At 62.8% G+C, this 26,822-nt stretch carries 28 protein-coding genes; 14 read left to right on the top strand and 14 right to left on the bottom strand.

Annotation, left to right across the window (positions count from 1 at the left end):
• Positions 1 to 108: 108 nt before the first annotated feature.
• Positions 109 to 477, bottom strand: coding sequence for a helix-turn-helix domain-containing protein (locus X733_RS162420; protein WP_023683744.1), 369 nt, complete (start codon positions 475 to 477; stop codon positions 109 to 111).
• Positions 478 to 566: 89 nt separating this feature from the next.
• Here X733_RS162420 and X733_RS162415 point away from each other — a divergent pair, with 89 nt between their 5' ends.
• Entirely contained in the window at positions 567 to 1,172 is a 606-nt protein-coding gene (locus X733_RS162415) for an NADPH-dependent FMN reductase (RefSeq protein WP_023671992.1), read from the top strand.
• A gap of 160 nt (positions 1,173 to 1,332) precedes the next feature.
• On the opposite strand, the gene X733_RS162410 is transcribed toward X733_RS162415, so the two are convergent.
• Positions 1,333 to 2,628, bottom strand: coding sequence for a glucoamylase family protein (locus X733_RS162410; protein WP_023817607.1), 1,296 nt, complete (start codon positions 2,626 to 2,628; stop codon positions 1,333 to 1,335).
• Positions 2,629 to 2,877: 249 nt separating this feature from the next.
• Between X733_RS162410 and X733_RS162405 the strand changes: the two genes are divergently transcribed.
• Entirely contained in the window at positions 2,878 to 3,756 is an 879-nt protein-coding gene (locus X733_RS162405; RefSeq protein WP_023701605.1) for a DMT family transporter, read from the top strand.
• A gap of 28 nt (positions 3,757 to 3,784) precedes the next feature.
• Here the strand turns inward: X733_RS162405 and X733_RS162400 are convergent, their stop codons facing one another.
• Together X733_RS162400 and X733_RS162395 are read right to left on the bottom strand one after the other, a co-directional pair.
• Positions 3,785 to 5,095, bottom strand: coding sequence for a hemolysin family protein (locus X733_RS162400; RefSeq protein WP_023817609.1), 1,311 nt, complete (start codon positions 5,093 to 5,095; stop codon positions 3,785 to 3,787).
• A gap of 70 nt (positions 5,096 to 5,165) precedes the next feature.
• Positions 5,166 to 5,873 (bottom strand): LssY C-terminal domain-containing protein, encoded by a 708-nt coding sequence (locus tag X733_RS162395; protein ID WP_023817612.1) that lies wholly within the window; start codon positions 5,871 to 5,873, stop codon positions 5,166 to 5,168.
• A gap of 143 nt (positions 5,874 to 6,016) precedes the next feature.
• On the opposite strand from X733_RS162395, the gene X733_RS162390 reads away from it, so the two are divergent.
• Positions 6,017 to 6,706: a gamma-glutamylcyclotransferase gene (locus tag X733_RS162390; protein ID WP_245274372.1), complete on the top strand. Its 690-nt coding sequence runs from the start codon at positions 6,017 to 6,019 to the stop codon at positions 6,704 to 6,706.
• Positions 6,707 to 6,725: 19 nt separating this feature from the next.
• Here X733_RS162390 and X733_RS162385 read toward each other — a convergent pair whose 3' ends face one another.
• The 3 genes from X733_RS162385 to X733_RS162375 all read right to left on the bottom strand — a co-directional run bounded on the left by X733_RS162385 (position 6,726) and on the right by X733_RS162375 (position 9,335).
• Entirely contained in the window at positions 6,726 to 7,517 is a 792-nt protein-coding gene (locus tag X733_RS162385; RefSeq protein WP_023733327.1) for an extensin family protein, read from the bottom strand.
• Positions 7,518 to 7,649: 132 nt separating this feature from the next.
• A complete protein-coding gene (locus X733_RS162380; protein ID WP_023817616.1) occupies positions 7,650 to 8,723 on the bottom strand; it encodes an extensin family protein in 1,074 nt (357 codons plus the stop codon).
• A 186-nt stretch (positions 8,724 to 8,909) separates the two neighbouring features.
• A complete protein-coding gene (locus X733_RS162375; protein ID WP_023683751.1) occupies positions 8,910 to 9,335 on the bottom strand; it encodes a DUF3775 domain-containing protein in 426 nt (141 codons plus the stop codon).
• A gap of 229 nt (positions 9,336 to 9,564) precedes the next feature.
• Between X733_RS162375 and X733_RS162370 the strand changes: the two genes are divergently transcribed.
• Positions 9,565 to 10,101, top strand: coding sequence for a tetratricopeptide repeat protein (locus tag X733_RS162370; protein WP_023683752.1), 537 nt, complete (start codon positions 9,565 to 9,567; stop codon positions 10,099 to 10,101).
• Positions 10,102 to 10,388: 287 nt separating this feature from the next.
• Entirely contained in the window at positions 10,389 to 10,862 is a 474-nt protein-coding gene (greA, locus tag X733_RS162365; RefSeq protein WP_023671981.1) for a transcription elongation factor GreA, read from the top strand.
• A 24-nt stretch (positions 10,863 to 10,886) separates the two neighbouring features.
• On the opposite strand, the gene waaC is transcribed toward greA, so the two are convergent.
• The 3 genes from waaC to rfaD are packed head-to-tail and all read right to left on the bottom strand — an operon-like array spanning position 10,887 to position 13,788.
• Complete coding sequence (gene waaC, locus X733_RS162360) at positions 10,887 to 11,861, bottom strand: lipopolysaccharide heptosyltransferase I (protein WP_023817619.1); 975 nt, start codon at positions 11,859 to 11,861, stop codon at positions 10,887 to 10,889.
• Positions 11,858 to 12,865 carry a lipopolysaccharide heptosyltransferase II gene (gene waaF, locus X733_RS162355; RefSeq protein WP_023817622.1) on the bottom strand — a complete coding sequence of 336 codons (1,008 nt, stop codon included), beginning with the start codon at positions 12,863 to 12,865 and terminating at the stop codon, positions 11,858 to 11,860. The genes waaC and waaF overlap by 4 nt, the downstream gene beginning before the upstream one ends.
• Positions 12,838 to 13,788 (bottom strand): ADP-glyceromanno-heptose 6-epimerase, encoded by a 951-nt coding sequence (rfaD, locus tag X733_RS162350; protein WP_023691545.1) that lies wholly within the window; start codon positions 13,786 to 13,788, stop codon positions 12,838 to 12,840. The genes waaF and rfaD overlap by 28 nt, the downstream gene beginning before the upstream one ends.
• A gap of 133 nt (positions 13,789 to 13,921) precedes the next feature.
• Here rfaD and X733_RS162345 point away from each other — a divergent pair, with 133 nt between their 5' ends.
• The 6 genes from X733_RS162345 to X733_RS1000000170595 all read left to right on the top strand — a co-directional run bounded on the left by X733_RS162345 (position 13,922) and on the right by X733_RS1000000170595 (position 18,586).
• Entirely contained in the window at positions 13,922 to 14,554 is a 633-nt protein-coding gene (locus tag X733_RS162345) for a LysE family translocator (protein WP_023817624.1), read from the top strand.
• A 124-nt stretch (positions 14,555 to 14,678) separates the two neighbouring features.
• Positions 14,679 to 16,172: a D-glycero-beta-D-manno-heptose-7-phosphate kinase gene (gene rfaE1 / locus X733_RS162340; protein ID WP_023817626.1), complete on the top strand. Its 1,494-nt coding sequence runs from the start codon at positions 14,679 to 14,681 to the stop codon at positions 16,170 to 16,172.
• A gap of 8 nt (positions 16,173 to 16,180) precedes the next feature.
• Positions 16,181 to 16,753, top strand: a complete 573-nt coding sequence (locus X733_RS162335; protein ID WP_023817628.1) for an SIS domain-containing protein — start codon at positions 16,181 to 16,183, stop codon at positions 16,751 to 16,753.
• Positions 16,746 to 17,399: an HAD family hydrolase gene (locus tag X733_RS162330; RefSeq protein ID WP_023817630.1), complete on the top strand. Its 654-nt coding sequence runs from the start codon at positions 16,746 to 16,748 to the stop codon at positions 17,397 to 17,399. Before X733_RS162335 ends, X733_RS162330 begins: the two co-directional genes overlap by 8 nt.
• Before the next feature lie 206 nt (positions 17,400 to 17,605).
• Positions 17,606 to 18,133 carry a hypothetical protein gene (locus X733_RS1000000170590; protein ID WP_245274373.1) on the top strand — a complete coding sequence of 176 codons (528 nt, stop codon included), beginning with the start codon at positions 17,606 to 17,608 and terminating at the stop codon, positions 18,131 to 18,133.
• 3 nt (positions 18,134 to 18,136) lie between these two features.
• Positions 18,137 to 18,586: a phosphodiester glycosidase family protein gene (locus X733_RS1000000170595; protein WP_245274374.1), complete on the top strand. Its 450-nt coding sequence runs from the start codon at positions 18,137 to 18,139 to the stop codon at positions 18,584 to 18,586.
• A gap of 423 nt (positions 18,587 to 19,009) precedes the next feature.
• On the opposite strand, the gene X733_RS162325 is transcribed toward X733_RS1000000170595, so the two are convergent.
• A complete protein-coding gene (locus tag X733_RS162325; RefSeq protein ID WP_023689719.1) occupies positions 19,010 to 19,486 on the bottom strand; it encodes an Lrp/AsnC family transcriptional regulator in 477 nt (158 codons plus the stop codon).
• 256 nt (positions 19,487 to 19,742) lie between these two features.
• Here X733_RS162325 and trxB point away from each other — a divergent pair, with 256 nt between their 5' ends.
• Positions 19,743 to 20,717 (top strand): thioredoxin-disulfide reductase, encoded by a 975-nt coding sequence (gene trxB, locus X733_RS162320; RefSeq protein WP_023817635.1) that lies wholly within the window; start codon positions 19,743 to 19,745, stop codon positions 20,715 to 20,717.
• An 80-nt stretch (positions 20,718 to 20,797) separates the two neighbouring features.
• Complete coding sequence (locus tag X733_RS162315) at positions 20,798 to 21,694, top strand: LysR family transcriptional regulator (RefSeq protein ID WP_023817638.1); 897 nt, start codon at positions 20,798 to 20,800, stop codon at positions 21,692 to 21,694.
• Positions 21,695 to 21,716: 22 nt separating this feature from the next.
• On the opposite strand, the gene X733_RS162310 is transcribed toward X733_RS162315, so the two are convergent.
• The 3 genes from X733_RS162310 to X733_RS162300 form a co-directional block, all read right to left on the bottom strand.
• A complete protein-coding gene (locus tag X733_RS162310) occupies positions 21,717 to 22,214 on the bottom strand; it encodes an isoprenylcysteine carboxylmethyltransferase family protein (RefSeq protein ID WP_023689721.1) in 498 nt (165 codons plus the stop codon).
• 725 nt (positions 22,215 to 22,939) lie between these two features.
• On the bottom strand, positions 22,940 to 24,991 hold the full coding sequence (locus tag X733_RS162305; RefSeq protein WP_023805975.1) for an elongation factor G: 2,052 nt from the start codon (positions 24,989 to 24,991) through the stop codon (positions 22,940 to 22,942).
• 244 nt (positions 24,992 to 25,235) lie between these two features.
• A complete protein-coding gene (locus tag X733_RS162300; RefSeq protein WP_023817641.1) occupies positions 25,236 to 26,093 on the bottom strand; it encodes an alpha/beta fold hydrolase in 858 nt (285 codons plus the stop codon).
• A 147-nt stretch (positions 26,094 to 26,240) separates the two neighbouring features.
• Here X733_RS162300 and X733_RS162295 point away from each other — a divergent pair, with 147 nt between their 5' ends.
• Entirely contained in the window at positions 26,241 to 26,792 is a 552-nt protein-coding gene (locus tag X733_RS162295; RefSeq protein ID WP_023817643.1) for an isoprenylcysteine carboxylmethyltransferase family protein, read from the top strand.
• Positions 26,793 to 26,822: the final 30 nt, after the last annotated feature.

A 26,822-nucleotide genomic window follows, 5' to 3' on the forward strand; every position in this document is an offset into this window, starting at 1 on the left:
TGCAGCTATGTCGCCATGGCGTGACCAACGATGCAAGGGCGGATCCAGTTAAACCCGGGTACGCGTCGTCGACGGCAAAATCCGTAAACTATTGCTGGGCAACGTTTTTCAGGCGTGCACGCCATCGAATCTTTCACGCGCCGCCTGGACCCGCGAGGTGTTCTTCCGCGCCCATTCGCCGAGCGCGCCGACCGGCACCAGCAGCTCATGGCCGAGCTCCGTCAGCTCATAGTCGACGCGTGGCGGGATGGTCGGGAACACGGTTCGGGTGACGAAGCCGTCGCGCTCAAGACCGCGCAAGGTGGTGGTCAGCATCTTCTGCGAAATGCCGCCGACAGCGGCGCGCAACTCATTGAAACGCAGCGGTCCGCCGCCCAGCTTGCCGACGACCAGAACGGTCCATTTGTCGCCGACGCGCTGCAGGATTTCCGAGACGGCGCGGCAGTCTTCGGTGTTGTGCGGGTGCCTCAGTAACATAACGGTGCCTCCTTGCGCTGCCATTTGTCAGTATCTCATATAGCGCCGGTATCCAAACGATACCAGCTTTTGCATATATGGAGAGCCCCATGTCCAAGCCCAAAATCGCCATCGTCGTCGGTTCGACACGCGCCGCGCGTTTCGCCGATGTGCCCGCCCAGTGGATCGCCAAGATCGCGAAATCTCATGCCGACATCGACGTCGAGACCGTCGACCTGCGCGACTGGCCGCTGCCCTTTTTCGACGAGGTCGCCTCGTCCGCCTGGGCGCCGTCGCAGAACGAAGTTGCCCAGCGCTGGCAAAAGAAGGTCGCCGAATTCGACGGCTTCATCTTCACCGCCGCCGAATACAATCATGGCCCGACGGCCGTGCTGAAGAACGCCATCGATTACGCCGCCAATGAATGGAACAAGAAACCGGCCGGTTTCGTCGGCTATGGCAGCGTCGGCGGCTCGCGCGCTGTCGAACATTTGCGTCTTGCCGCGGTCGAATTGCAGATGGCGCCGGTCAAATCCGCCGTTCACATTGCCTGGAGCGATTTCCTGGCGGTGCGCCAGGGCGAGAAGAAGCTCGAGGAGATCGAGCATCTGAACCAGGCTGCCACGGCGCTGGTCAACGACGTTGCCTGGTGGGCCCGCGTGCTCAAGGCAGCGCGTCAGGCCGACGCGATTGCCGGCGAAGCCCAGGCGGCCTGAGCCTTATCCTCCCAAGGATCGATGATTTTTCCAAAGGGCGGCGTTTGCGCCGCCCTTTTCACGTGAAGAGGCGCTCTCGGCTCCCTTGGCCGGATGGTGGAGTCGGACCGGCAAGGTCGCGCTGATGCCTTGACGATCCCGCGCGAAGGATCGCCGCCTGTCACAGCCAACCGCCGGAAAACCCGGCCCGGCGCAGTCCTGTGGTGATGGCCGGCACGCGGCGCATCAATCGCCACAGGAAGTCGGACCGGTAGTTCTCGATCATCAGGGCGATCGGCCCCTGGTTGATGCCGACATGGTCCGGCGATACCCAACCGCAGGCGCGGCCGTCGTCGGCAGCGATCGTCGGGTTGAAGCTCGCGGTGAAGCCGTAAGGGTTGCCGTCGCGCAGGTCCATCTCGTGGAAATGGCGCAGCGCCGGCAGCACGATTTCCGGCGCAAAAGGCAAGGAGGCGATTGCCGCCCATGGCGACAGCGTGCCGTCATCGGGGCCAAACGGTGCGCCGCGGGCGAGATAACCGAAGAAGCGGCGTCCATCGGCTCGCCGCGCGATCGGACCTGGGCCGTCGCTGGCGGTGACGCCCCAGCAATTCTCGCCATAGCCCGCGAACCCCCTCGGATTGCGGATTGCGTAATCGCGCTGCAGATACGTCGCCTGGCGGCTGTTTTCGAAATAGTCGCTGTCGTGATCGCGCATGAAAGCATCGCGGATGTCGCGAAAATCGATCCAGATATGCGAGAACTGGTGGATGAAAAGCGGGCCGGCATAGCCCATCTCGCGGCCGTAGATTGTCTTCCACTTATAGGTGGACAGCCAGGCTGCGTAGCTCTCGGGCGGCAGCGAGTGGGTCGGCGAACCGAGACCCAGAACGTACAGGATCAGCGCCTCGTCAAATCCTTCCCAGCGGTAGCGCAGAAAGCCTTTTCCAGGCCGCCAGCCATGGGTGACGGTGGCGCCGCCGTTCTGCGCCCAGCGCCAGTCGGCACGGCGGTAGAGCGCATCGGCAAGCTTGCGGATTTCCAGTTCGAGCTCATCGTCCTGGTCGAAATAAGCGCCGGCAGCCAGAACACCGGCAAGCAGAAGTGCGGTATCGATCGTGGACAGTTCGCAATTCCAGACGCGGCGGCCGGTCTTCATGTCGAGGAAATGATAGTAGAAACCCTTGTAGCCGGTGGCATCGGGCTCCGGCCCGTGCGGGGCGTTCCAGAAGAAGCGAAGCGTGGCGAGCGTCCGCTCGATTGCGGCATCGCGCGTCATGAAACCGCGCTCGACACCGACGGGATAGGACGACAAAGCGAGCCCGACAGCGGCTATGCTGGCAGGCGACGTTGGCGTGTTGCGGTCGGCGACCAGGCCGTTGGCAGGGTTGGCCTCGTTGAGAAAATACTCGAAGGACAGGCGCTGGATATCTTGGAGAAGCTCGTCGTTTAGCGCGTGTTCGTTCGATGCATCCATGACAATCGATATAGAGGCTTTGGCTGCTTTTGCCATTCTTCCAGCGGATCAATCATGGGTGAGGGCAGGCTGGCGAAAGGCGCTGCCGACGCACCGAATTCAAATCGAGGGGCTGCGAAGATCGGTTGGACCGCCATATGCACGGCCCTGCCATCTGGCCTGGCCGTCCTCCCCTGATATATCCGGCTGCGATCCATCACATGAGCATGCCCCGTGAAGTCACCCAGCCTGTCAGGCGTCGTTTCCCCCATGACCCCGGTGCTGGTCTGTGCACTTGCGATCTTCCTTCTGTCCGCCATGGATGCGGCGATGAAAATCCTGGTGATCGCCGTCGGTGTCTACAACACGGTGCTGTGGCGAAGCATGCTTGCGAGCGTGGTCGCGGGCACGGCCTGGGCGGCGGGGCCGCGTTCCCTTCCCACGCCTTCCGTGCTGCGGCTACACGCGCTGCGCGCCGTGATCGTGGGCATCGTTCTGCTGTCGTTCTTCTGGGGCCTTGCCAGATTGCCGCTAGCGGATGGGATCGGGCTTAGTTTCGTCGCGCCGCTGTTCGCTCTCCTGCTGGCGGCGCTGCTTTTGGGCGAACGCATACAGCGCCAGGCGATCTGGGCGTCGCTGGCAGGCATCGCCGGCGTCGTCATCATCATGGCCGGACAGTTCGGGCAAGGGAACTATACCGGGGATGCCCTGCTTGGCACGGTGGCGGTGCTCGCATCGACGGTGTTCTACGCCTACAATCTGATCCTCTCGCGGCGGCAGGCGCTGGTGGCCAAACCAGTCGAGATCATGCTGTTCCAGAACCTGTGCGTTGCCGCCGTCCTTCTCCCCGCCGCTCCCTGGCTCGCGGTTGCCCTGCCGGGCAATCTCTGGCTTCCACTGGCCGGGGTGACGGCGCTGTCGCTCTCCGGCCAGTTCCTGATGAGCTGGTCCTACGCGCGCGCCGAAGCGCAATATCTAATCCCGACGGAGTATTCCGCCTTCATCTGGGCGATCGTGTTTGGCTGGCTGTTCTTCGACGAGGCGGCGACCTGGACCACGCTGGCTGGAGCGGCCCTGATCGTGGCCAGTTGCCTGATCGCCTCGCGCTCCAATCCGAAGCTTGCCGAACCGATCGAAGCCGCGGTCTGAGGGCGCTATTCGCTTTGACGGCAGAGCGTCAACGCGCCACTTCGCGATGGCCGCTGGGCAGCCGGGTGGCGATCAGCTTGTCGATGCGGCGGCCATCGAGGTCGACGACCTCGAAACGCCAGCCTTGCGCGTCGACGCATTCGCCGGTCGCCGGCAGATGGTGCATGTGCGACAGCACATAACCGGCGACGGTCTCGTAGTCGCGGTTTTCCGGCAGGTCGATACCGAGAACGTCAGCCATCTCGTCGGCTTGCATGTATCCCGCGAGCAGCCATGAGCCGTCCTCGCGCTTGACGGCGTTTTCCTCGTCGCCGGCATCAAGGTCGGCGCGGAAGACGCCGGTGATGGCCTCGAGAATGTCGGCAGGCGTGACGATCCCTTCGAAATGGCCGTATTCGTCATGCACCAGCGCCATCGGCACGTCGGATTCCTTCAGCTTCTGCAGCACATCCAGCGCGTCGGCCTGATCGTAGACGATGGGGGCGGCGCGCACATGCTTGCGCGGATCGAGTGCGCGGCCGGCGAGCAGGGCGGCCAGCACGTCGCGCGTCTGAACAACGCCAACCATGACGTCGACGCCGCCATCGCCGGCCGGCAGGCGCGAATGCTGGGTCTCCATCAAGAGCTTGCGGATGGCACCCTCATCGGACTGCAAATTGATCCAGTCGACCTCGGTGCGCGGCGTCATCACGGCGCGCACGGCGCGATCGCCGAGCCGCATGACGCCGGCGATCATGCGCCGCTCGTCAGATTCGATGGTGCCGTGGTGCTCGGCCTCGGCGACCAGCATCTTGATCTCTTCGTCGGTGACTTTTTCCTCGCTCTCGCCGCGCTGGCCGAGCACCCACAATATGGCGCGGCCGGAAATGTCGAGCAGGAACACCAGCGGCGCGGAGACGGTGGCTAGGATGGTCATCGCAGGCGCCGCGCGGGCGGCAACACGCTCGGGATCGCGCAGCGCGATCTGCTTGGGCACCAGCTCGCCGACGATCAGCGAGAAATAGGTGATGATGGCGACGACGATCCCGACGCCGAGCGGGTCGGCGATGTTTTCGCGCATGCCGGTCGTGGCCAGGTACACCGAAAGCCTGTCGCCCAGCGTGGCGCCGGAGAAGGCGCCCGACAGCACGCCGACCAGAGTGATGCCGATCTGCACCGACGACAGGAATTTGCCGGGATTGGAGCCGAGCGTCAGCGCACGCCCGGCGCCATTGACGCCGCGGTCGATCATCGCCTTGAGCCGCGCCGGGCGCGACGACACGATGGCGAGCTCGGACATCGACAGAAGGCCGTTCACACAGATGAGGACGACCACGGTGGCGATTTCGACGTATAGCATCAGGGCTCAATAGCATTGCGGCGGGCCGCAGGAAAATAGTCCGCGATGATTTTTGGAAAATGACAGTGGTTCAGGGGAATTGCCTGAGCACCCCGACAACAGCCTTGCCGTCGGTGAAATAGGGATCGCCGCCGCCGTTGCGTCCGGTCCTGGTGGCGCCGATGCCCGGGATGTCGCTCGCCGAGGTCACCATGCCGGCCGCCGACAGGTCGTGGATCACGAGATCGCGCTCGGCGTCGATGTCAGGGGCGATATGGTGGGTGATGGCGCCGGTATCGTGGCTGAGACCAACGCCGCGGTCGAAGCTGGCCGAGCCCATCCAGAGCGTTCGGCCGTCGTCGCCGGTCGCATCGCTGCGCCAGAAGCGGACATGATGGCGCCGGTCGGCGCTCCCGCCGACCGGCTTTTCGAAGGCGAGATCCTGGGCGCGGCCTTCGAACAGCAGCCGGCTGACCGGGGCGTCAGGATAGGGGTGGTCGAACAGCACGCTTTCACCGATTTCGATCGCGGTCTTCAGCGTCACGCCATCGGCCGTATCCCATCCGGCCATGGCGAAGGCATGGACCACCTCTTTTTCGGTACCGACAAGGCCGATATTGATCGGGTCGCCCGGAATGCCTTGCGGCGTGTGTGTCACCATCTCGAAAGTCTGCGTGCGAAAGCCGCGGTCGCGAACCGTCCAGAATTCCGGCGCGGCGACATAGGCGAGGGCCAGCCAGACCGCCAGAAGAGCGGCGAGCCAGGTCAATGCGCGTCGTTGCAGGCTTCGTCGGCTCATGAAAGCGGCTCGATCCGTGCGGTATCTGTGCCTGACGGGCCCTGGAAATCAATGGCCAGCGGCGAGCAGCCGTTCTATCGTCCGGCCATCGTTTTTGCGGGGGGTGAGCAGGAATGGATAAGAAGCCGGTGGGTCGCAGCTCGATGGCATTGACCGCGGACCTTGTCGCAAGGGTCGAGCGTGTCGAACCGGATCCGGGTCCCGAGCCCGGAACAACCGAGCATACAGACGCGGAGTTCGATAGTCTTGTCGAGCAACTTCTGTCGGAGCATCGGCCTGAAGCGCTATGGGTCTTTGCCTACGGGTCGCTGATCTGGAACCCCGAATTTGCCCATGTCGAGCAGCGCCCGGCCACGGCGCCAGGATGGCACCGCTCGTTCTGCCTGACGCTGACCCGTTGGCGCGGAACCCGTGATTTGCCGGCGCTGATGCTGGCGCTCGATCGAGGCGGCAGCTGCAACGGCATCGTCTATCGGCTGCCCGCGGAAGACCATGTCGGGCAACTTGGCCAGTTGATGCGCCGCGAGATCGATGCCAATCCGCCGACTAACGTGCCATGCTGGATCAAGGTCAAGACCAAGGATGGGCCGTTGCGGGCCTTGGCTTTCGTCGCCGCGCCAGACGGCAGGGCCTATGCCGGCCGGCTGCCATTGGAGCAGGTTGCCGACACGCTGGCGCGGGCTGCCGGGCATTGGGGCTCGTCGGCTCAATACCTGTTCCGAACCGTCAGCAAGTTGGAAGAGAGCGGTATCCGCGACAGGAACCTTTGGCGCATCCAGGATCTGGTGGCCCAGCAAATCATCGCTTCCATAGGGAACGCCAATCCCGACTGATTTCTGAACGGTGAACGCCTTAGCGGCAGGCGCGGTAGCCGCTTTTGCGGTTCTTGATGTCGAAATGGAAATGGTTGCGGTGATCGTAATTGTAGCCGGGACCGAGCACGGTGGTGAAATACTGGCAGCCGTCGGCGCGCACATTGTTGAGGAAGCCGCGGGTGCGGAAGGCAAACAGGCCGGGCTTGCGCACGTCGATGTCGTCGCCGTTGTTGAGCTCGATGCTCATGACGTCGAGGGCGTTGCCCTTGCCGTGCTCGGACAGGACACCTTCGCCGGCGATGTTGCGGCAGGAATAGCTCGAGCCCTGGTGGATGGTCTTGACGCCCGAGAAATAGCGCCAGCGGGCGGAGGGAACCAGTTCGTTGCTGGTCCAGGCGGCGAAACTTGCGGCCATGTCGCAGGTCAATGTTGCGGCGGGCTTCATCTGGATGCCGCCGATGGCGGAGACCTTGACCGGCCAGTCTATGCCGCACTGTCCCTCATGGATCGGCTGGACATCGGTGTAGACGACGCGAAGGCGCTTCAGCTCGCCACGGCAATCGGTTTCGCTGGCCGGCATCTGCTGCGGCTCCGACTCCGACATCGGCTCGTCCATGCGCGGATAGGCGGCAGTCATATAGGGATTGGACGGGACGAGCTTCTGCATGCCTTCATATTGCGGCACGGCCGCGGTCTGCGAGCCGACATCGACGGCCGGCTGCAGCGACAGCACGCTGCCAGTGTTGCAAGCCGAAACGGCGGCCAGCGCAAGACCGGCGGCCAGTATCGCTGCGCTTTTTGCCTTCGCGGCGCGAAATATTGCGGCCATGGGCGGAATCCTGTCCTTGATCGGTGGGATTTTAACGATCAAGGGTAAAGGAAAACTCAGCGTTCCCGTTCATGCCTGCGGCCGAAATGCGGCAGCCAGACCATCACCGGCATGACGATCACTGGAGGGCCATTACTGGCAGAAAGTGCCACCATTCCGGCGCGGTTCAAGATCGAGATGGAAATGCAGGGAATGGTCCGGGTCCGCGCCCGGCCCAAGCACGGTCTTGAACGGTCCGCAGGCGGCCTTGCGCACCGCATTGAGGAATTTGCCGTCCTTCTCGGGCGGCGTTGGACCGACTTCGATCTTTCTGCCATCCGACAACGTGAAGCTGGCAATATCGAGCGCGTTGCCGAAGGCATGTTCCGACAGATGGCGCGTGCCGTTGCGCGGCCGGCAAACAAAGGCCGATGCCTGGTTGATCGATTTCAGGTCGGCTCCGAACTCGGCTTTCGCCGCCGGCTGTATGATTTCGGCGGCAAAGCGGGCTGCCGCCTCGGCCATCGGGCAGTTGAGTTCGGTCGCGGGGCCGATGGCGATGGATTTTCCGAGCGACTTCAGCACCAGGGGATAGGGGATCGAGCAGCCGATGTCGGGATTGCTTTCCGCCTTATGCTCCTCGAATTCGACACCAAGGGCCGTCAGCCGCTCGCGACAGGCGACTTCCGCCGCCGGCATTTTTGCATCGGGCACATCGGCCGAGCGCGCATCGGGCAGCATCTTCTTGTCGCCGGCATCGGGTTTTTCAGGTGGTTGCGGAGCAACGGCCAGCGGCTGAGCTTCAGGTTCCGAAGTGTCTGGCTTTTGTGTCGGAATCGGCACCGCGGCCGGCGGCTCGGGCTCGCTTTGCTTATCGGTCGACGGCTTCGGGGCTGACGGTCCGGGCCGCGCCTGCTTTTTAAAACGGGACTTTTCTTCGTTGAATCGATCGTCATTGGACCGGTTGGGCGCGCCAAGGGGGTTCGGACCTTCGGCCTTTTGCTTTTCGATCGGTGCCGCGCCGGTCTTCGGCGCCTCTGAAGGACGCGCCTCGGGCAGCGGGACAACGCGCGAGGGCTGCACCGGAACATCGGGCGAGGGCTCTTTATCCGGGGTCTTTTGTTCCACCTGCTTTGGCGTGATGTGCCGCTGTGGCCTGGGCTTCTGGCGGTGTTTGCTGCGCGGCTTAGGATGCGAGTCGACCCGCGGTGAAAACAACTGCTCCAACCGCTGTGACAGCGGCGTGTAATGCTTCTTGCGCTGTTTGGCGTCGGCTTGCGTCAGCAGCAGAGCCGTGACGACCATGACCAGTGCAACCCTGCATGTTCGGGAAAGTACAAAAGACCCCATCGTCCTCAACGGCGCGAACGCCCGGAGGTTGCCTGCGGCCCATCACGAACGGTAACGACGTCGTTACGCGCCAATCGCTTCCAGCCCTTCTTCCAGCCAGTCGGCCAAAAGCGGCATGCCGAGCAGGTATTTCGCCGTGCGCTTGTTGGCGCGGTCGCGCGCGGCGGCAACCGCATCGGACCATTCCGCTGCGTCATAGTCGCCGCGGCCGACCCAGGCCAGCGCGATCAACTCGGCCGCTTCATCGACGTTGAGGTCGTTGATCAGCTCGCGCAGCTCTTCCTCGGTGAGGTCTTCCGCGCTTTCCTCCGCCAGACCGTCATGGTGGTGATTGGCATGTGATTCACCATCGAGCTCGACCTCATGCTCGGCACCGTCGGCATAGTCTTCGTTGACGGCAGCACTCAGTCCCTTTGCCTTGAGAATGAACAGGCGCACGGTGTCCGGGCCGATCGATAGCTCCCATTCCCGCTCACGGCGCTGTTGCACTCTCGGGCACCCCCGCTGATCACTTCCCGAATGATAGCGGATTTGCAGCGCGCGTCACGTCATGTTCTGATCCCTGGCTCCCGCCTTTGACCGAATTCAGGTTAGGCACGGCCGCACAAATAGTTTCGGCGGCTGCGGGTTTCCGGGATGAAAAGTCTGCATCCCGGCGTTAGCTTTTCATTATCGTCATTTTCCCTCAAGATCGTCATTATCCCTCAAGGAGGCTTCGATGCATAAAAGAGTGTTGATCCAGGCGGCTGCGGCGCTTGTGGCGCTGCAGTTCTTTGCGGTTCCGGTGTTTGCGGCCGGCGGCGGTGGCGGTGGTACCGAGACCACCACCCAGTGCAAGAAGGGGCAGGTCTGGGACAAGAAAAAGCAGAAATGCGTCGCGCCGAAGTACGGCATGCTGGACGACGACAACATCTACGATGCTGGTCACGACCTGGCCATGGCCGGGCGTTATGATGAGGCGATCGCCGTGCTCAGCCTTGCCGCCAACAAGCAGGATCCACGCATCCTCAACTATCTCGGCTATTCGCATCGCCATTCCGGCCGTGTCACCGTCGGCCTCGGCTATTACGAGGAAGCGCTCCGCATCAACCCGGATTACACGCTGGTGCGCGAATATCTCGGCGAGGCCCATCTGCAGATCGGCGATCTGGCCGGCGCCCAGGCGCAGCTGGCCGAGATCGAGAAGCGGACGGGCAAAGATTCGCGCGAATACGGCATGCTGGCCGAACAGATCTACCATTTCATGAGAAGCTGACCCCACCCCAACGGCTTCTCTGGGCCGGCTGCGAGCAATCGCAGCCGGTTTTGTTGTCGCAACTGCAACACGCTGCACATGCCGTGACGGCAATTGCGCAAGTCGGCTCATGATTTTTCAAAAAGCCTGCTTTTTCAGCGTGAAAAACGCGCGAGGATCGCTATATTGGGGAAAATTGCGGTGAAACGGTTCCGTTAGCCCGAGGCTGCCGGACCCGTTTTCTTTTTATACCCATCGACAAGGCTTTCCCCGAAATGCGGGGGTGGCGGCAGGAAAGGTCAGGCATCATGAACAAGGTCCCGATGACAGGCGAGGGGTTCGCGTCATTGAAGGAAGAGCTGCGTTGGCGCCAGCAGGAGGAGCGGCCGCGCATCATCGAGGCGATCTCCGAAGCGCGCTCGCATGGCGACCTGTCCGAAAATGCCGAATATCATGCCGCCAAAGAGGCGCAGAGCCTCAATGAGGGCCGTGTCAACGAACTGGAAGACTATATTGCTCGGGCCGAGGTGATCGACGTCACCAAGCTTAGCGGCGACAAGGTCAAGTTCGGCGCCACGGTGGTGCTGGTCGACGAGGACACCGAGGAAAAGAAGACCTACCAGATTGTCGGCGACCAGGAAGCGGATGTGAAATCGGGCCGTATTTCGATCTCCTCGCCGATCGCGCGCGCGCTGATCGGCAAGGAAGTCGGCGACGCCATCGAGGTCAACGCCCCTGGCGGCGCCAGGGGTTACGAGATCGTCCAGGTGCAGTTCATCTAGCACCCTCAGAATTGCTGGAAGGTCCTATGCCGAAGCTTGGAGCTTAAGGGCTAATAGCTTTTCTGCTTCCGGCACCACCTGTGCCGGCATGAGGCGCTCCCCCGCTGCGGCCAGCAACGTTGAGGCATATTGCCCGCGCGGGCCGGTCAAACCCGGCTCGGTCGCCAGGAACACCGCGACCGTCGGCAGGCCGAAGGCGCTGGCGAGGTGGGTCAGACCGGTGTCGGCGCCGATAACCAGCGTCGAGCGGCCAAGGATCGCGGCAATGTCTGCCAGCGGCGATCTCGGCACCACGATCGTTGACGGCACGGCTTTCGAGATCGCCTTGGCCACCGCCTTCTCACGCTCGTTCGACCAGGTGGTGACCGGCGTCATTCCGCTACCAACCAGCAGGCGAGCCGTTTCGATCCAGTCTTCGGCGGGCCATTTCTTGTCCTCGCGGCTGGTGCCGTGCAGCAGGAAGGCCGTCTTGCCGTCAATGCCGGCCAGGCCGCCGGGAGGCGGCACAATCCCGGATGCGAGCTCCGAAAGATCGGGCTCGTAGCCGAGCGCCAGCCCGAACAGCCGGCGCGTGCGTTCGATGGCGTGCAGGTTGCGCGGCACGGCGTATTTGCGCTGGTAAAACAACGTTGCCGAGGGCTCCCGCGCGCTTGCGCGGTCGAAACCTGCGATTGGTGCCGCTGCCTGTTTCGCCACCAGGGCCGATTTCAGCAGCCCCTGCGCATCGATGACGAGGTCGTACTCGCCTGCTTGCAGAGCGCGGCGCAAGCTTGTCGCCTCCCGCCATGTGCCGGCGTTGAACAGATGCTTGCGCCAGCGCCGGATGGCGACGGTATGGATCTTTGCTATCGCCGGATGCAGCGCGACGATGCCGGCAAAGGCCTCTTCGACGCACCAGTCGAAGGCGATATCGGGGCGCTTGCGGCGTGCATCTTCGACGGCGGGGAAGGTGTGGATGACGTCGCCCATCGAGGAGGTCTTGACGATCAACACCTTCATGCGGCGGCCGGGAGTTCCAGCAACCTGTCCGCCGCCGCTGCCACTCGGGCAACGTCCAGCGTCTTCAGGCAGTTGAGGTGGCCGAGCGGACAGACCTTCCGGTGGCAGGGCGAACAGGACAGATGCAACCAGATCAGTTCGCGCTGTTCAGCCAACGGCGGCGTGTTTTCCGGCGAGGTCGAACCGTAGACGGCAACGACCGGCGTGCCGACGGCGGCCGCGACATGCATCAGCCCGCTGTCGTTGGACACCGCCAGCCTGGCCGCGGCGATCAGGTCGATGGCGTCCTCCAGCCGCGTCTTTCCTGCCAGATCGACGACACCGGGCGCGAGTGCTGCGATCTCGGCGGTGACGTCGCGATCGTTCTTCGAGCCGAACAACGCGACCTTGAATCCTTTCGCCATCATCTCTCTGGCGAGGCCGGCATAGCTTTCGCTAGGCCAGCGTTTGGCCGGACCGAATTCGGCGCCGGGCATCATGGCGACGAATTTTCCCGGCTGAAGTGCGAAGCGAGCGAGCAGCTCTTTCTGATTGCCGGCGTCGACGGTGAGCCGCGGCGGCCGGAAATGTCCGCCTTGGGCGAGGCCAAAATAGGCCTGCGCAGTGCGCCGTTTGAGGGCATCGGGCAGCGGCACGATGTCGGTCAGCAGGCCGTAGCGCATTTCCCGGAGATTGCCGAAGCGGCGGGGGATGCGGGCAAAGAACGGGATCAGCGCCGATTTCCAGCTGCCCGGCAGGACGTAGGCCATGTCGTAGCGGCCGCGCAGCAGGCGGCCGAAGCGGCGGCGAATGATGAATTCGAGCGCACCGGGTTGCAGCGGGAAATCGATCTGCTGGCGAATCTCGGGCATGCGCTTGACCAGCGGGGCCGCCCAGGCCGGGGCAAGCACGTCGATGGCGGCGTTGGGATGGAGCTCCTTCAACGCCGAAAACAGGCACTGCGCCATGACCATATCGCCCACCCAGCGTGGGCCGATCACGAGGATCGTTGGGCTTTCAGCCATTCGACATAGTCTCTGACGCCGGTTTCCACGCTGCGGAATTGCCCATTATAGCCGGCTGCGCGCAAGCGGGACATATCAGCCTGGGTAAAACTCTGGTAGCTGCCCTTGAGGTGATCGGGGAATTCGATGAACTCGATCTCGCCCTTGCCCAGCGTATCGATCACGGTCTCGGCAATGGCGCGGAACGGCTGGGCGCGGCCGGTGCCGCAATTGAAGATGCCGCTCGAGCCGCGCTTCCACAGCCACAGATTGACGTCGGCGACATCGCCGACATGAATGAAGTCGCGGCTTTGTTCGCCGGGGCCGAAGCCGTCATGGGCGCCGAACAGCTTTGGGTTTTCGCCGCGCCCGACCTGGTTGAACAGATGGAAGGCGACCGAGGCCATGGCGCCCTTGTGCGCCTCGCGCGGGCCATAGACGTTGAAGTAGCGCAGGCCGGCGACCTGCGAATGATCGGTGTCGAACACAGTGCGCCTGACATAGTCGTCGAATAGTTTCTTCGAATAGGCGTAGACGTTGAGCGGCCGCTCAAGTGCGGGGTCCTCGCGAAACTCCGAACCGCCGCCGTAGACGGAAGCCGAGGAGGCATAGAGGAACGGTATGCGCAGCGAAAGACAGCCATGCAGCAAGCGCTTTGAGAAGGCGTAGTTCACGTCCATCATGAACTTGCCGTTCCATTCCGTGGTGGTCGAGCAGGCGCCCTGGTGGAAGACGGCCTCGACGCGGCCTAGGTCGCCGGCTTCCAAGGTGGCCAAGAATTCGTCCTTGTCGAGATAGTCGGCTATCTGCAAATCGGCCAGGTTGGCGATCTTGTGGCCGTCGGTGAGGTCGTCGACGACGAGGATGTCATCATGGCCTTCGGCATTGAGTGCGGCGACGATGTTGGAGCCGATCATGCCGGCCCCGCCCGTGACGATGATCATGAATGCCTCTGGTTGCTTGCGATTCCGGTCCTTATAAGGGAGGCCAAGCGTACTGTCGATGAAGCACCACGACGCCATAGTGAGACCGCGAAGCGCCCGCTTTATTCGAGGCCCGCAAGCTAGGGGACAAAAAATGCCGTCGACCGAACTGCTCATTGCGTTTTTCGCCACCACGGCGATCTTTGCCTATATTCCAGGACCGGCCATGCTCTATGCTGCCGCGCAGACCATGGCGCGCGGGCGCTGGTCGGGGCTGACGGCGGCACTTGGCATCCATCTTGGCGGTTATTTCCATGTCTTTGCGGCTGCCGCCGGGCTGTCGGTGCTCTTCCATGCGGTGCCACCGCTCTATATGGCGGTCAAGCTCATCGGCGCGCTCTATCTGGTCTGGCTTGGCGTGTCCTTGTTCCGCAAGCGCGGGGACGGTGACAGGGCGCTGCCGGCGATCGAGCGCAAATCGGCGCGCCGCGCATTTTTCGAGAGCATCACCGTCGAAGTGCTCAATCCGAAGACGGCGATCTTCTTCATGGCGTTCCTGCCACAGTTCATCGATGCCTCGGCGGGGTTCCCGGTGTGGCTGCAATTCGTCGTGCTGGGCACCATCGTCAATTTAATGTTCTCTTCGGCAGATATTGTCTGCGTGTTGCTGGCAGGCATGGTGATCGCCCGGCTGAAGCGCTCCAGCCGTGCGCAGCGCATCATGCAGCGGGCGGGCGGGGCGGTGCTGGTCGGACTGGGCGTCCACGTCGCGCTGCAGAAGAGCTGAGGGCCGCCCTGACGTTGCGCTGCGCGGATTTGCGGTATATCGGCTTCGCCATGAACGATCCGGCCCGTAAATTGACAATTTTCAGGGTGATTGAGATCGGCCTTTCCCTCGCATTGCCAGTGACATGATCAAGCACAATCCGCCTTCGCCCGAACCTTTGCACCGCGCCATTGCCCGCTTTGGCGACGTTGCCGTGCTGGTGGTCGGCGACTTCATCCTCGACCGTTTCGTCAACGGCGTCATCGAGCGCATCTCGCCGGAAGCGCCGATCCCGGTGCTGCACGGGCGCGGCGAGACCTCGACGATGGGCGGCGCAGGCAACGTTGTCGCCAACATCGTCTCGCTGGGTGCCAGCGCTATTCCCATATCGGTGATCGGCACCGATGTGGCCGGCGACAATCTGGTGCGGATGCTTGGCGAGTTCGGCGCCGACACGGTGGGCCTGGCGCAGGAGCGCGGTCGCATGACGTCGTCGAAGAGCCGCTTCAGCGCGCTCAATCAGCAGGTGCTGCGCTTCGATGAGGAAGAGATCAAGCCGCTCGACGACAAGGAACGGGCGGACCTGGTCCGGCATTTCCGCGACGCACTGGCGCGCGCCGACATCGTCATTCTGTCCGACTATGGCAAGGGCATCTTGCTCGACGGCGTCGCCGCCGACCTGATCGCCATCTGCCGCGAGGCGGGAAAACCGGTGCTGGTCGATCCCAAGGGCCGCGACTATGCGCGCTATGCCGGCGCGACCGCCATCACGCCTAACCGCAAGGAGCTTGGCGAAGCTGTCGGTCGCCCGGTTTTCGCCGACGACGAGATCGTCGCGGCGGCACGCCAGCTGATTTCGGCACATGGCTTCGACTTCGTCGTCGCCACCCGCAGCGAAAAGGGCATGAGCGTCGTCGGCGCGGATGAGGCGCGCCACATCGCCACCCAGGCGCGCGAAGTGTTCGACGTTTCGGGCGCCGGCGATACGGTCATCGCGAGCTTCGCGCTGGCTCTGGCCGCGGGCGCCGATCGCGTCATGGCCGCCTCCATCGCCAATGCCGCCGGCGGTGTGGTGGTGGGCAAACGCGGCACCGCGCGGCTGACCGTGGAGGAACTCACCGGCGCGCTGTTCCGCTCGCACGGCCCCACCGCTCACAAGGACGCCATCCTCGACGCCGCATCGGCCGCGCGCATGGTGGCGGCGTGGAAGGACGAGGGCCTGAGCGTCGGCTTCACCAATGGCTGCTTCGATATATTGCATGCCGGCCATGTCAGTCTTCTCCACGCGGCGCGCAGCCAGTGCGACCGGCTGGTGCTCGGCCTCAACAGCGATGCCTCGGTGCGTCGGCTGAAAGGCGCCGGGCGCCCGGTCAACGATCAGCATGATCGTGCCTGCGTGCTCGCCGCCCTGGCCTCGGTCGATGCGGTCGTGGTGTTCGAAGAGGATACGCCGCTGGCGCTGATCGAGGCGCTTCTGCCCGACATTCTGGTCAAGGGCGCCGACTACACGGTCGAAACCGTTGTCGGCGCCGATGTGGTGCAGAAGGCGGGCGGGCGCGTCGTCCTGGTCGACCTTGTCGCCGGCAAGAGCACCACCGGCACGATCGGCAAATTGCGCGCCGGCGGCGGTACCAACTGAGGGATTTCATGTCCGGACTGAATGACTATCTGGTCCGCTCGGCGGCCGCGATCACCGCGACAGTCGAGCGTGACCTGACCGCCGAGATGGAACGTGCTGTGAGTGCGGTCGTCGCGGCGCTTTCCTCGGGCAAGGCGCTGCTGGTCTGCGGCAATGGCGGCTCGGCCAGCGACGCCATCCACATTGCCACCGAACTGGTCGGCCGCTTCCTTAAGGAGCGCAAGGCCTACAATGTGATTGCGCTGCCGGCCAACGCGGGCATGCTGACCGCCTGGGGCAATGACTATGGCTTCGACACCGTGTTTTCGCGCCAGGTCGAAGCGCATGGCGCGGCCGGCGGCGTGCTTCTGGCGATCTCGACCAGCGGCAATTCGCCGAGCATTCTGGCTGCCGCCGAACAGGCGCGCATGATGGGCATGACGGTGGTCAGCCTCACCGGCGACGGCGGCGGCAAACTGAAGCCGCTCACCGACATCCTGCTCAACGTGCCCTCGACCTCGACGCCGATCGTCCAGCAGGGACATCTCTGCCTCTACCACTATCTGTGCGAAGTGGTCGAAGCGCGCCTCAGCGATGGCTGACAGCGGCGCCTCCGGCCCATACCCGCTGGCTGCGCCCGGCCTGTGGGTCGAGCGAGTCGGTTCGCGGGTGTTTCCAGCCAACGCACCGGCGCTGTTCCTCGACCGCGACGGCACCATCAATGTCGATACGGGCTATCCCGACGATCCAGCCAAGATGGCGCTGCGCGACGGCATCGTGCCGGTCATCGCGGCGGCCAACCGGCGCCACATCCCGGTGGTGATCGTCACCAATCAATCCGGCATTGCGCGTGGCTATTTCGGCTGGAAGGAATTTGCCGCCGTCAACGGCCGGGTTCTCGAACTGCTTGCCGACGGCAATGCCTTCGTCGACATGGTTCTGGCCTGCGCCTATCATGAGGCGGGCAATGGACCGCTGGCGGTTGCCGACCATCCGATGCGCAAGCCAAATCCGGGCATGCTGTTCGAGGCGCAGAAGCGTGTTGGCCTCGATCTCAAACGCTCGCTGATCGTCGGCGACAAGCCAGCGGATATGGAAGCCGGACAACGCGCCGGCCTGCCGCGCGGCTGGCTGGTGGATGGCGAGGGAAGTAATGAGCCGGGCTTCGAGGTTCTGCCGCTGCGCAACCCCGATGATCTGGAGCGGCTTTTGAGGGCTGTCGAGTCGCTCGGATCGAGACTGATTTAGCTTTCCGGATCTGTTGCGACGCAATCTCAATGGGTTAGCTTGAGCGTTTCACCGTTTCTGCGAAACGGCGAGCCGATCCATTTCTTTGCTTTGACGCTATTCCCCAGGAAAGCACCACGCTCTTTTGCGGAAAAACTGCAGAGATCAGACATCATTCAAGCAAGAAATTTGCAGATGTCATTCCATCGAAGAACGAGGGGAATTCATTGAAGAAAGCAATCTCTGTTGCCGTTGTCTTGTTGATATTGGCTGTGCTTTCAGCCGTGGGGTATGTCTGGCAAAAACACGGCGTGTATGGGCTCAATGCACTTCTTCGCCGCGGCGGAAGCTACTGGATCGCCGTTGCACCCGACGATGCGCGTCTCTCGCCTGCCATGCAGCTTGCGTTGAAATCGGAAATTCCTGATGTGACCGCTGGAGCCAGCTCATGGAATGAAACCGAGCCTGGATTCCAGGTCAGAGAAATCCCCGTCATGGCGGGCGACCGTGAAATTGACCGGCTCTATCTCAACCGTTTCGATCCAGCCAAATTCCGTTTCGTTGCCCGTAACGAGCCCAGTGGTGCCAAGGACATCGACCAGTGGGAAGCGGCACTCAATCCACAAGGCACAGGCGGCACCGTTCTGATCGTCAATGGCAGTTATTTCGGACTGAAGGGCGAAGCCGACACGCCCTTTGTCAGCATGGGTACGAGGCTCGGGCCGGATGAATACGATGCCAAGGCCGGCGCCTAGTTCGTGAATGCCTCCGGCACGCATGTGGTCGATCTCAATTCACGTGACTGGCGCGCAGTCACGGAGAATGCCGAAAACGCTATGGTTTCCTATCCATTGCTTGTCGGTGAGGACGGCCGCAACAATGTACGCGCAAAGAGCAACTGGTTGGCCAACCGCACCTTTATCGCGGAAGATCGTCAGGGCTGGATCATCGTCGGTTCGACCAAGGACGCTTTCTTCTCGCTGGACCGGCTAGCAAACTTCCTGTTGCAGACCGACCTCGATCTCAAGACGGCGCTAAACCTCGATGGCGGGCCTGTTGCCTGCCTCAGCGTCCGCTCCGGGAACTACCGGTTGAAACACTATGCCAAGTGGGAAGCCCAGGTCGCGGATGGCGACGTCTCACTGCTTCAAGCACCGCTAGATGTGCCCTGGGGATTGCCTGTTGTTCTCACGGTGGAGCGCAGGTAGCAGATCCTGCCCTTGGCAGGGTGGGTCAAAGTACTCCCGATTCCGTAGCTGAAACCGGATGGCATATTCAACCTTGGCCGCTCATGTTCACGCAATCTGACCCGGAATACCCTACGATTTCGGCGCCAGAATTCGCTTTCTGGCTCATATTCGTCGTCAACATAATTGTGATCGGCGCGGCGTTTCTCGCGTCAAAAAACATTTTCCGTCTCAAATGATTGCCGCATGTCATCACATTCGTCTGGCTTGCTTGCTCACCTATTTTGCTAGCCTTTTTAGCTTTGCCGGAGATGTCCCCTGGTGAGAGCCCCGGCCCTGGCGACGGCTTCATTCTTTTGCCGGTTGTCGGAGAGGTAGCCGCGTATCTATTGGGGTGTGTCTTGACGGGCGTCGCACATGCTTTTTCGAAGTTAATCTCGCTTATCAGGCGCTGAACGCCACCAGCCCTTCGTCCTTGACGCGGCGGATGGTCAGCGCGGTGCGCACCGTGTCGACATTGGGGGCCGAGGCCAGTTCTTCAATGACGAAGGTCTGGAACGTGCCGAGATCGCTCGCCACGCAATGCAGCAGGAAGTCGGATTCGCCCGAGACCATCCAGGCGTCGCGCACGATCGGCCAGCCGCGAGTGCGCTCGGCGAAAGCTTTGAGCTCCGCGTCGGCTTGGTGATGCAGGCCGATCAGGCAGAAGGCGACGACATCCATGCCGAGCGCCGGCGCGTTGAGCAAGGCGCGATAGCCTCTGATGATGCCGGTTTCCTCCAGCCGCCGGACACGGCGCAGGCAGGGCGGGGCGGAAATGCCGACACGGCTCGACAGTTCGACATTGGTCATGCGCCCGTCGGCCTGAAGCTCGCGCAGAATCTTCCAGTCGATGGCGTCGAGGTCGGCTTTCAGGGGCATGGCGGTCTCGGCTTAGCGCAAGAGTCTTTCGCGCTCTCGTCCTTAAACGACTTTTGTGTCGATGCCAGCCCTTTGGTCGGGCGATTTCGCAACCGTAACGAAAGCGGCCATTGCGCGAATAAGCCTGTAGGCCGAAGCTTTCCGGGGACGACGGCCTGATCGTCTTGCTGGTGTGGTTGGCAACCCTTACATTGCCAGCAACATTTCACGTCGTTTTCCAAGGCACACCCGATTGTCTGCCCCGCAGAGGCTTTAGATGACCACCAAGCACGCGCCTGTCCTTATCATCGGTTCCGGCCCGGCCGGCTATACCGCCGCAGTCTACGCCGCGCGCGCCATGCTCAAGCCGATGCTCGTAGCAGGCTTGCAGCAGGGCGGGCAGCTGATGATCACCACCGATGTCGAAAACTATCCGGGCTTCGCCGATCCGATCCAGGGCCCGTGGCTGATGGAGCAGATGCTGAAGCAGGCCGAGCATGTCGGCACCGATATCATCAACGACATCATCACCGAGGTTGACCTCAATGTGCGGCCGTTCCGCGCCACGGGCGATTCCGGCACCACCTACACGGCCGACGCGCTGATCATTGCCACCGGCGCGCAGGCGAAATGGCTGGGCATCCCCACCGAACAGACCTTCATGGGCTTCGGCGTGTCGGCCTGCGCCACCTGCGATGGTTTTTTCTATCGCGGCAAGGATGTCGCTGTCATCGGCGGCGGCAATTCGGCGGTGGAGGAGGCGCTCTATCTCTCCAATCTGGGGAAGAGCGTGACCGTCATCCACCGGCGCAACGATTTCCGCGCCGAGCGCATCCTGCGTGAGCGGCTGTTGAAAAAGGACAATGTCCGAGTCATCTGGGACACGATCGTCGACGAGATCACCGGCCGGCCCGGCAAGACGCCGCTGCCGCCTTCGGTCGAAGGGCTGAAGCTCAGAAATGCGGTGACCGGCGAGGTCAGCCATCTCCAGGTGGACGGCGTGTTCGTGGCGATCGGCCATGCGCCGGCGGTGGAATTGTTTGTCGGCAAGCTGAAGCAGAAGCCGAACGGCTATCTGTGGACGGCGCCGAATTCGACCCGCACGGACGTTCCCGGCGTGTTCGCCGCCGGTGACGTGACCGACGATATCTACCGTCAGGCGGTGACCGCCGCCGGGCTCGGCTGCATGGCCGCGCTCGAGGCGGAAAAATACCTGGCCGGCATCGAGGTGCACCGCGAAGCGGCGGAATAATATCTATCAAGACGGCGTCGCAAGCCGTTCAAAAGCCTGATTTTTCATTCAGACGCCAAGAACAGAACGAGGGGAATTCAATGGCGTTGGACTGGGACAAGCTTCGCGTGTTTCACGCAGCGGCGGAGGCTGGGTCGTTTACCCATGCCGCCGAGACTTTGCACCTGTCGCAATCGGCGATTTCACGCCAGGTCAGCGCGCTCGAGCATGACGTCGGGGTGCCGCTTTTCAATCGCCATGCCCGCGGCCTGGTGCTGACCGAGCAGGGCGAAATGCTGTTCCGCACGGCGCATGACGTGCTGATGAAGCTGGAGACCATCAAGTCGAAGCTGACCGAGGCAAAGGACCGGCCCTCCGGCGTGCTGAGGGTAACGACCACCGTCGGGCTCGGCGCCGGCTGGCTGACCGAGCGGGTGCAGGAATTCATCGAGCTCTATCCGGAAATCAGCCTGCAGCTGATCCTGGCCAATGAGGAACTCGACCTCACCATGCGTCAGGCCGACTGCGCGATACGGCTGCGCCAGCCGCAGCAGCCCGACCTTATCCAGCGCCGCCTGTTCACCGTGCATTTCCACCTCTATGCCTCGCCGTCCTATGTCGGCAAGCACGGCAAGCCGACCTCGGTCGCCGATCTGAAGAACCATCGCATTGTCACTTTCGGTGTGCCGGTGCCGTCGCATCTGTCGGAGCTGAACTGGCTGGAAACGATCGGCGATTTCGACGGTGGGCAAAGGGTGCCGACGCTGCAGATCAACGACATCTTGTCGATCAAGCGCGCCGTGCAGGGCGGCGCCGGCATCGCCATGCTGCCCGACTACGTGATCTCCAATGAATCGGATCTGGTGCAGCTTTTGCCGGAGACCGAGGTGCCGTCCTTCGACACCTATTTCGCCTATCCCGATGCAATGAAGAACCAGGCCAAGCTGCACGTCTTCCGCGACTTCATCATCGCCAAAGCGCGCAGCTGGTCATTTTAAACATGGCCTTGGGAGGTGCTGGTCACCCCCGCCACGGCGTCAGCCGTGGCAGCCAGCCGGGAACATTGCGGCGGTAGGTCTCGTATTCGCCACCGTAGCGGCGGGCGAGAGTCGGCTCCTCATAGAACCTGACGAAAGAGCCCATGACGATCGCGCCGATGGCGGCATAGGCAGCGACGCTCCAGCTTGAAAACAGCAACGCCTGGCCGAGGATGATCGACAGCACGGCGACGTACATCGGGTTGCGGACATGGCGGTAGACGCCGCCGATCACCAGTCTCTCGGTGGGTGCTACAGGCGCCGGCGTGCCCAGGCCTTCGAGCGCGAAGCGGGCAAAGGAATGGACGAGCAGGGCGATGGCCGCGACGATCAGGATGGAGCCAGCCGGCACGAAGCCGGGCACCGTCGACAGCGGCAGACGGTAGCGGTCCGTCAGCAGCCAGGGCACCAGCCCGGCCACGACACAAGGTGCGGCGATGAAGAAGACCGCGCTGCCGGCGATCGCCTGGGGTGTCCGCATGTCAGGTCTCCCTTCTTCCGGCCGACCCTTCCCATCCCGCTGCCGCAAAAATAAACGCCTGTTGCCCGATTCAACGTCATTCGGCTTTTTGCCCGCGAGCGCGAGAATCAGCCCGAATTGCGGTTCTGCGAAGGCAACAGCACGGTCGCGCCATTCATTTGGCAACTTTTCGTGGTCCTATGGCCCCTAGACATGGGTTAGACCACAGCCTGTACCTTTTTGCATGCGTGTGTTGCAAAATAGATGCTTGTTTCTTGGGCATGAACAGCACATATATAGATCATCTCCTGGGCGCGTTCTCCTCCCATTAGCGCCCTCGAGTGTTCCCCTCTGGAGGTTAGCCTTAACAGGCACTTCCAATCAAACTCAGCCGGATCTTCATTGATCCGGCTTTTTTGTTTCCGGGCCTGCCGTAGCCAGCGAAAAATCGAGCAAAATCGCCGCGTAACAGTGACATGTAACCTCAGGTAACATGCCGCAGGCGCGATTCATCGTTTAAGCAGATCATAGGACGCGGTGTGGTTCGACCGGGAGATGGGGGCATCACTCGGAAGATCCGGGCTCAGGCGGCTACCGCGTCCGAACCTATTCGTCTGTCAGTGCCGTATGGCGCGGCGGATACGTGCGGCGGACCTGCCGTTTTCCTCCCAAGAAGACGGTCCGCAATAAGAGCGGCGTCCGGATCATCCGGGCGCCGTTTTTTGCGCGGATCATCCTTTGGCCTGTCAGGCAGCCTTGCCGTTGGCGTTCATCGCTTCGTCGGCCAACCGTCCGGTCAGCTCGGCCATGTGATCGAAGGCGCAACGATAGCTGGCGACGCCGGAGGTCGCCGAGCGCAGTTCGATGATCAGGCCGCCGATCTCGGCCTGCGGCATGGTCGCCTCCACGACATCCCATCCCGGCCAGTCAGGCCGCGCGTCGTAGCCAAGGATCTGCCCGCGCCGTTGCGGGATCAGCGCGATGATCTTCGAAGTGGCTTCGGACGGCGTGACGATCTCGACCTTCATGACCGGCTCGAGCAGCACCGGCGAGCAGGCCGCCATGCCTTCCTTCATGGCCAGCTTGGCCGCCATCTGGAAAGCCATGTCGGAGGAATCGACGGCGTGGTAGGAGCCGTCGGAGAGGTTGACGGCGACATCGACGACAGGGAAGCCGAGCGGGCCGGATTTCAGATAATCGCGCACGCCGGTTTCGACCGACTGGATGTAGGTCTTGGGCACGACGCCGCCGGTGATGGTGTCCGAGAACTGAAAGCCGGAGCCGCGCGGCAGCGGCTTGATCTCGATCACCACATCGCCGAACTGGCCATGGCCGCCGGACTGCTTCTTGTGGCGGCCGCGCTGCTGCACCGTCTTTCGGATCGTCTCGCGATAGGGGACGGCAGGCGCATGGCCTTCGACCGGAATCTGATTCTTGCCTTCCAGCCGCTCGCGCACGACCCGCAGATGCATCTCGCCATGGCCGGACAGCACGGTCTCGGCCGAGTCCTGGTTGTGGCGCAAGGTGAGCGAGGGATCTTCCTCGGCCAGGCGCTGGATGGCCGCCGACATTTTGACCTCGTCCTTGCGCTCCTTCGGCCGCAGGGCAAAGGCAAAGACCGGCTGCGGCGGCGTCAGCGTGACCAGCGGCTTGATACCGCCCTTCGTGGAGCTCAACGTCTGGCCGGTCTTGACCTCGTCCAGCTTGCCCAACGCCACCGTGTCGCCGGCCTTGGCAGCGGTGAGCTTGGATTGGTCCTTGCCGAGCATCTTGTAGATGCCGGAGACCTTCGCCGTCTCGCCATTCGACAAATAGAGTTCGGCTGCATCGGCGATCTGGCCGGAGAGTACGCGCGACACGGACAGCTTGCCGCCATGCGCGGTGTGGATGGTCTTCATCACCTGGACCACGGTGTGATTGCCGTCGGGGACGCCGAGCCGTTTGCGCGTCGCCTCGACATCCGGTGCGTCATGGCGGATCGCCTTCAAAAGGCGCAGCACGCCGTTGCCTTTTTCGGCGGTGCCGATAAGCACCGGCGTTATGGCGCCGGCGCGCAGGTCGGCGGACAGATCGTCGAAGACCGCGTCTTTCGGCGGCTCGATCTCCTCCAGCAACTGCTCCATCAACTGGTCGTCATGGTCGGCAAGCGTCTCCAGCATGGAGAAGCGAGCCTCCAGTTCGCGCGCCTTGTCATCAGTTGGAATTTCGGCAACCTGGCTTTCGGCATATTCGCGGTAGATGTAGGCGCGCTCTAGCGCCAGGTCGATCGAACCGATCACCACATTGTCCTTGCGCAGCGGAATCTGGCGCAGCAACAGCGGCGCCGCGCTCGTCGGCTGCAGCATCTTCAGCGTATCGCGTACGCCGGCGATTGCCTTGTCGACCTTGTTGAGGAACAGGATGCGCGGCACGCCGAGATCGTCGAGCTTGCGCATGATGAGCTGCAAGGCTGGGATCTTCTTCTCGTCGGCCTCGGCGACGACCACCGCGAGATCGCAGGCTGCCAGCACCGGCTCGGCCTCGAAGGAGAATTCGATCGATCCGGGACAGTCGACGAAGGTGATCTGCTCGCCCATGAATTCGGTGGTGGCAAAGGTCGCCTCGACGCTCATGGCGTGCGCCCGCGCCTCGGGCGAATGATCGGAAACGGTGCTTCCCGATGAAACGGGATTTTGGCGGGGGATGGCGCCCGTACGGGCGAGGATGGCTTCGAGAAGTGTCGTCTTACCGCTTGCAAAGGGACCGACTATGGCAATGCATTTCGGTCCCGTGCGTCGTCCTCCGGCGCGAGTACCCATGGCTGACCTCCACTCAGGCGTTGCCCTTGGAGTGCGATCAGCAAAAGTGGAAACGGTTTTGCGCCGATCGCACCCTGTCGTGAGCGGCGGCCGGCCTGTTCGACCGTCGCGGGCGGGGTTGTTTTCATTTAGCCACCTGCCCAACCCATCGTCCCACGGGTTAGCCGGCAGGGCAAGGAAAATAGAAATCGCGCCGCCGCCAGACGGACGGAGCGAGAGCCGGGGTCAGAACCGTCGGTAGATTTCAGCGGGCCTGGGTGCGGCGCGCCGGCCTGGCTGCACTTTGCTTCACCACCGTCTCGGCGTAGCGCGACAACAGCGGGTTAAACAGGTCTGGGCGTTCCCAGAACGGTGCATGGCCGGCGCCTGATATGACATGGCATTGTTCCCACAGCGAGCCATAGGCCAGCGTCTCGAAGTAGCTCAGCCGCACCAGCGGGTCATGCTCTCCATTGATCACCGCAACCGGGAACGGGGCGTGTTCCACCACCTGTTTCTGGTCGGCGCCCTTGCCGGCAAACATGGAGCGCGCCACGCCGGCGCGAAGCCGGCCGTCGGTGCGCCTGATGGCTTCGCGGAAAGACGGACTGGCGGCGTCGCCGTAGCACAGAGCCTCAAAACGCTCGATGTCGCGTTCGGAGTAGACCTTCTTAGAGGCGAGCAGCATGTCCCAGTTGGCGTGAAAGCCGCGCAGCATGCCGAGCGGCCCCCGCGACACCGGCGGCGCTCCGGTCAACACCAGGCCGCTGACCGCATGGTGGAAGCTGGCAAGTTCGACCGCCACATGGCCGCCGAGCGACCAGCCGAAGATGATCGCGTGGCCGATGCCCAAAGCGTCGAGAAGCCGGGCTGTGGTCTGGGCGAGGCCGGTAATCGTATAGGCGGTTGCCGGGTCGCGGGCATCGGAGGACTCGCCATGGCCGGGAAGGTCGAAGGCGATCAGCCGATGGGCATCGGCAAGCGGGCTGTCGAACTGACGGGCAAACACGGCGCGCGAACTGCCCGAGCCGTGGATCATGACGATGGGCATGCCGGAACCAGACGACTGGCTGAGGCGCAAGTCGGCCTGCGGCGTGCGGATGGTGCGGTGAGTGATGCTCATGCTGGATTAGACCTTGAGATTTGCCTGACCGCCAACATCGCATCGCTGGCTCTATATGTTCTTTAAACATGTGGTTAAGAAAGGATTTCTAAAGAGATAGCCGGCACGATCGCTGGCTCCATGGCAATCACGCGCGGAATCCCGACAATGGAACCAGTCCTCGATCTTCTTGTCTCGATCTGCAGCATCGCGACGGTTGGCCAATATGTCTGGTCGATGCGGGCTCATTTCCAATCCCAGGCGATGTCGCCAGGCGCCATGGTGATATCGGCGGCGGTCATCGCCACGGCGCTGTTCTTTCTCGCCATCCTTTGGATCCAATCGCAGCCGGTTTCGGCAAAGCTCACCGGGCTCGCCGTCGAACTGGCGAGCTCTGCCCTGTTCTGGTGGGCGATTGTCACGTCGCGCAAGGCGCGGCTGCGCTTCGCCTTCGCACCCGACGATCCGCACAGCCTGCTGATCGACGGCCCCTACGGCCATGTCCGCCACCCCTTCTATACGTCCTACATCATCTTCTGGATCGGCTGGGGGATCGCGACCTGGTCGATCTGGGTGGTGGTGCCGGTCGCCGGGATCGCTATCCTCTATGTGTTTGCGGCGCTGGACGAAGAGAAGAAATTTTCGCGCACGCCGCTGGCCGGAGCCTACGCGGACTATCGCGTGCGTGCCGGCCTGTTCTGGCCCCGGCTGGGGTGGTAGCCGGCACCGGAGCAGGGGAGCTTCTGCCAA

Source organism: Mesorhizobium sp. L2C066B000 (genome assembly GCF_000502335.1).
In the GTDB taxonomy this organism is placed as follows: domain Bacteria; phylum Pseudomonadota; class Alphaproteobacteria; order Rhizobiales; family Rhizobiaceae; genus Mesorhizobium.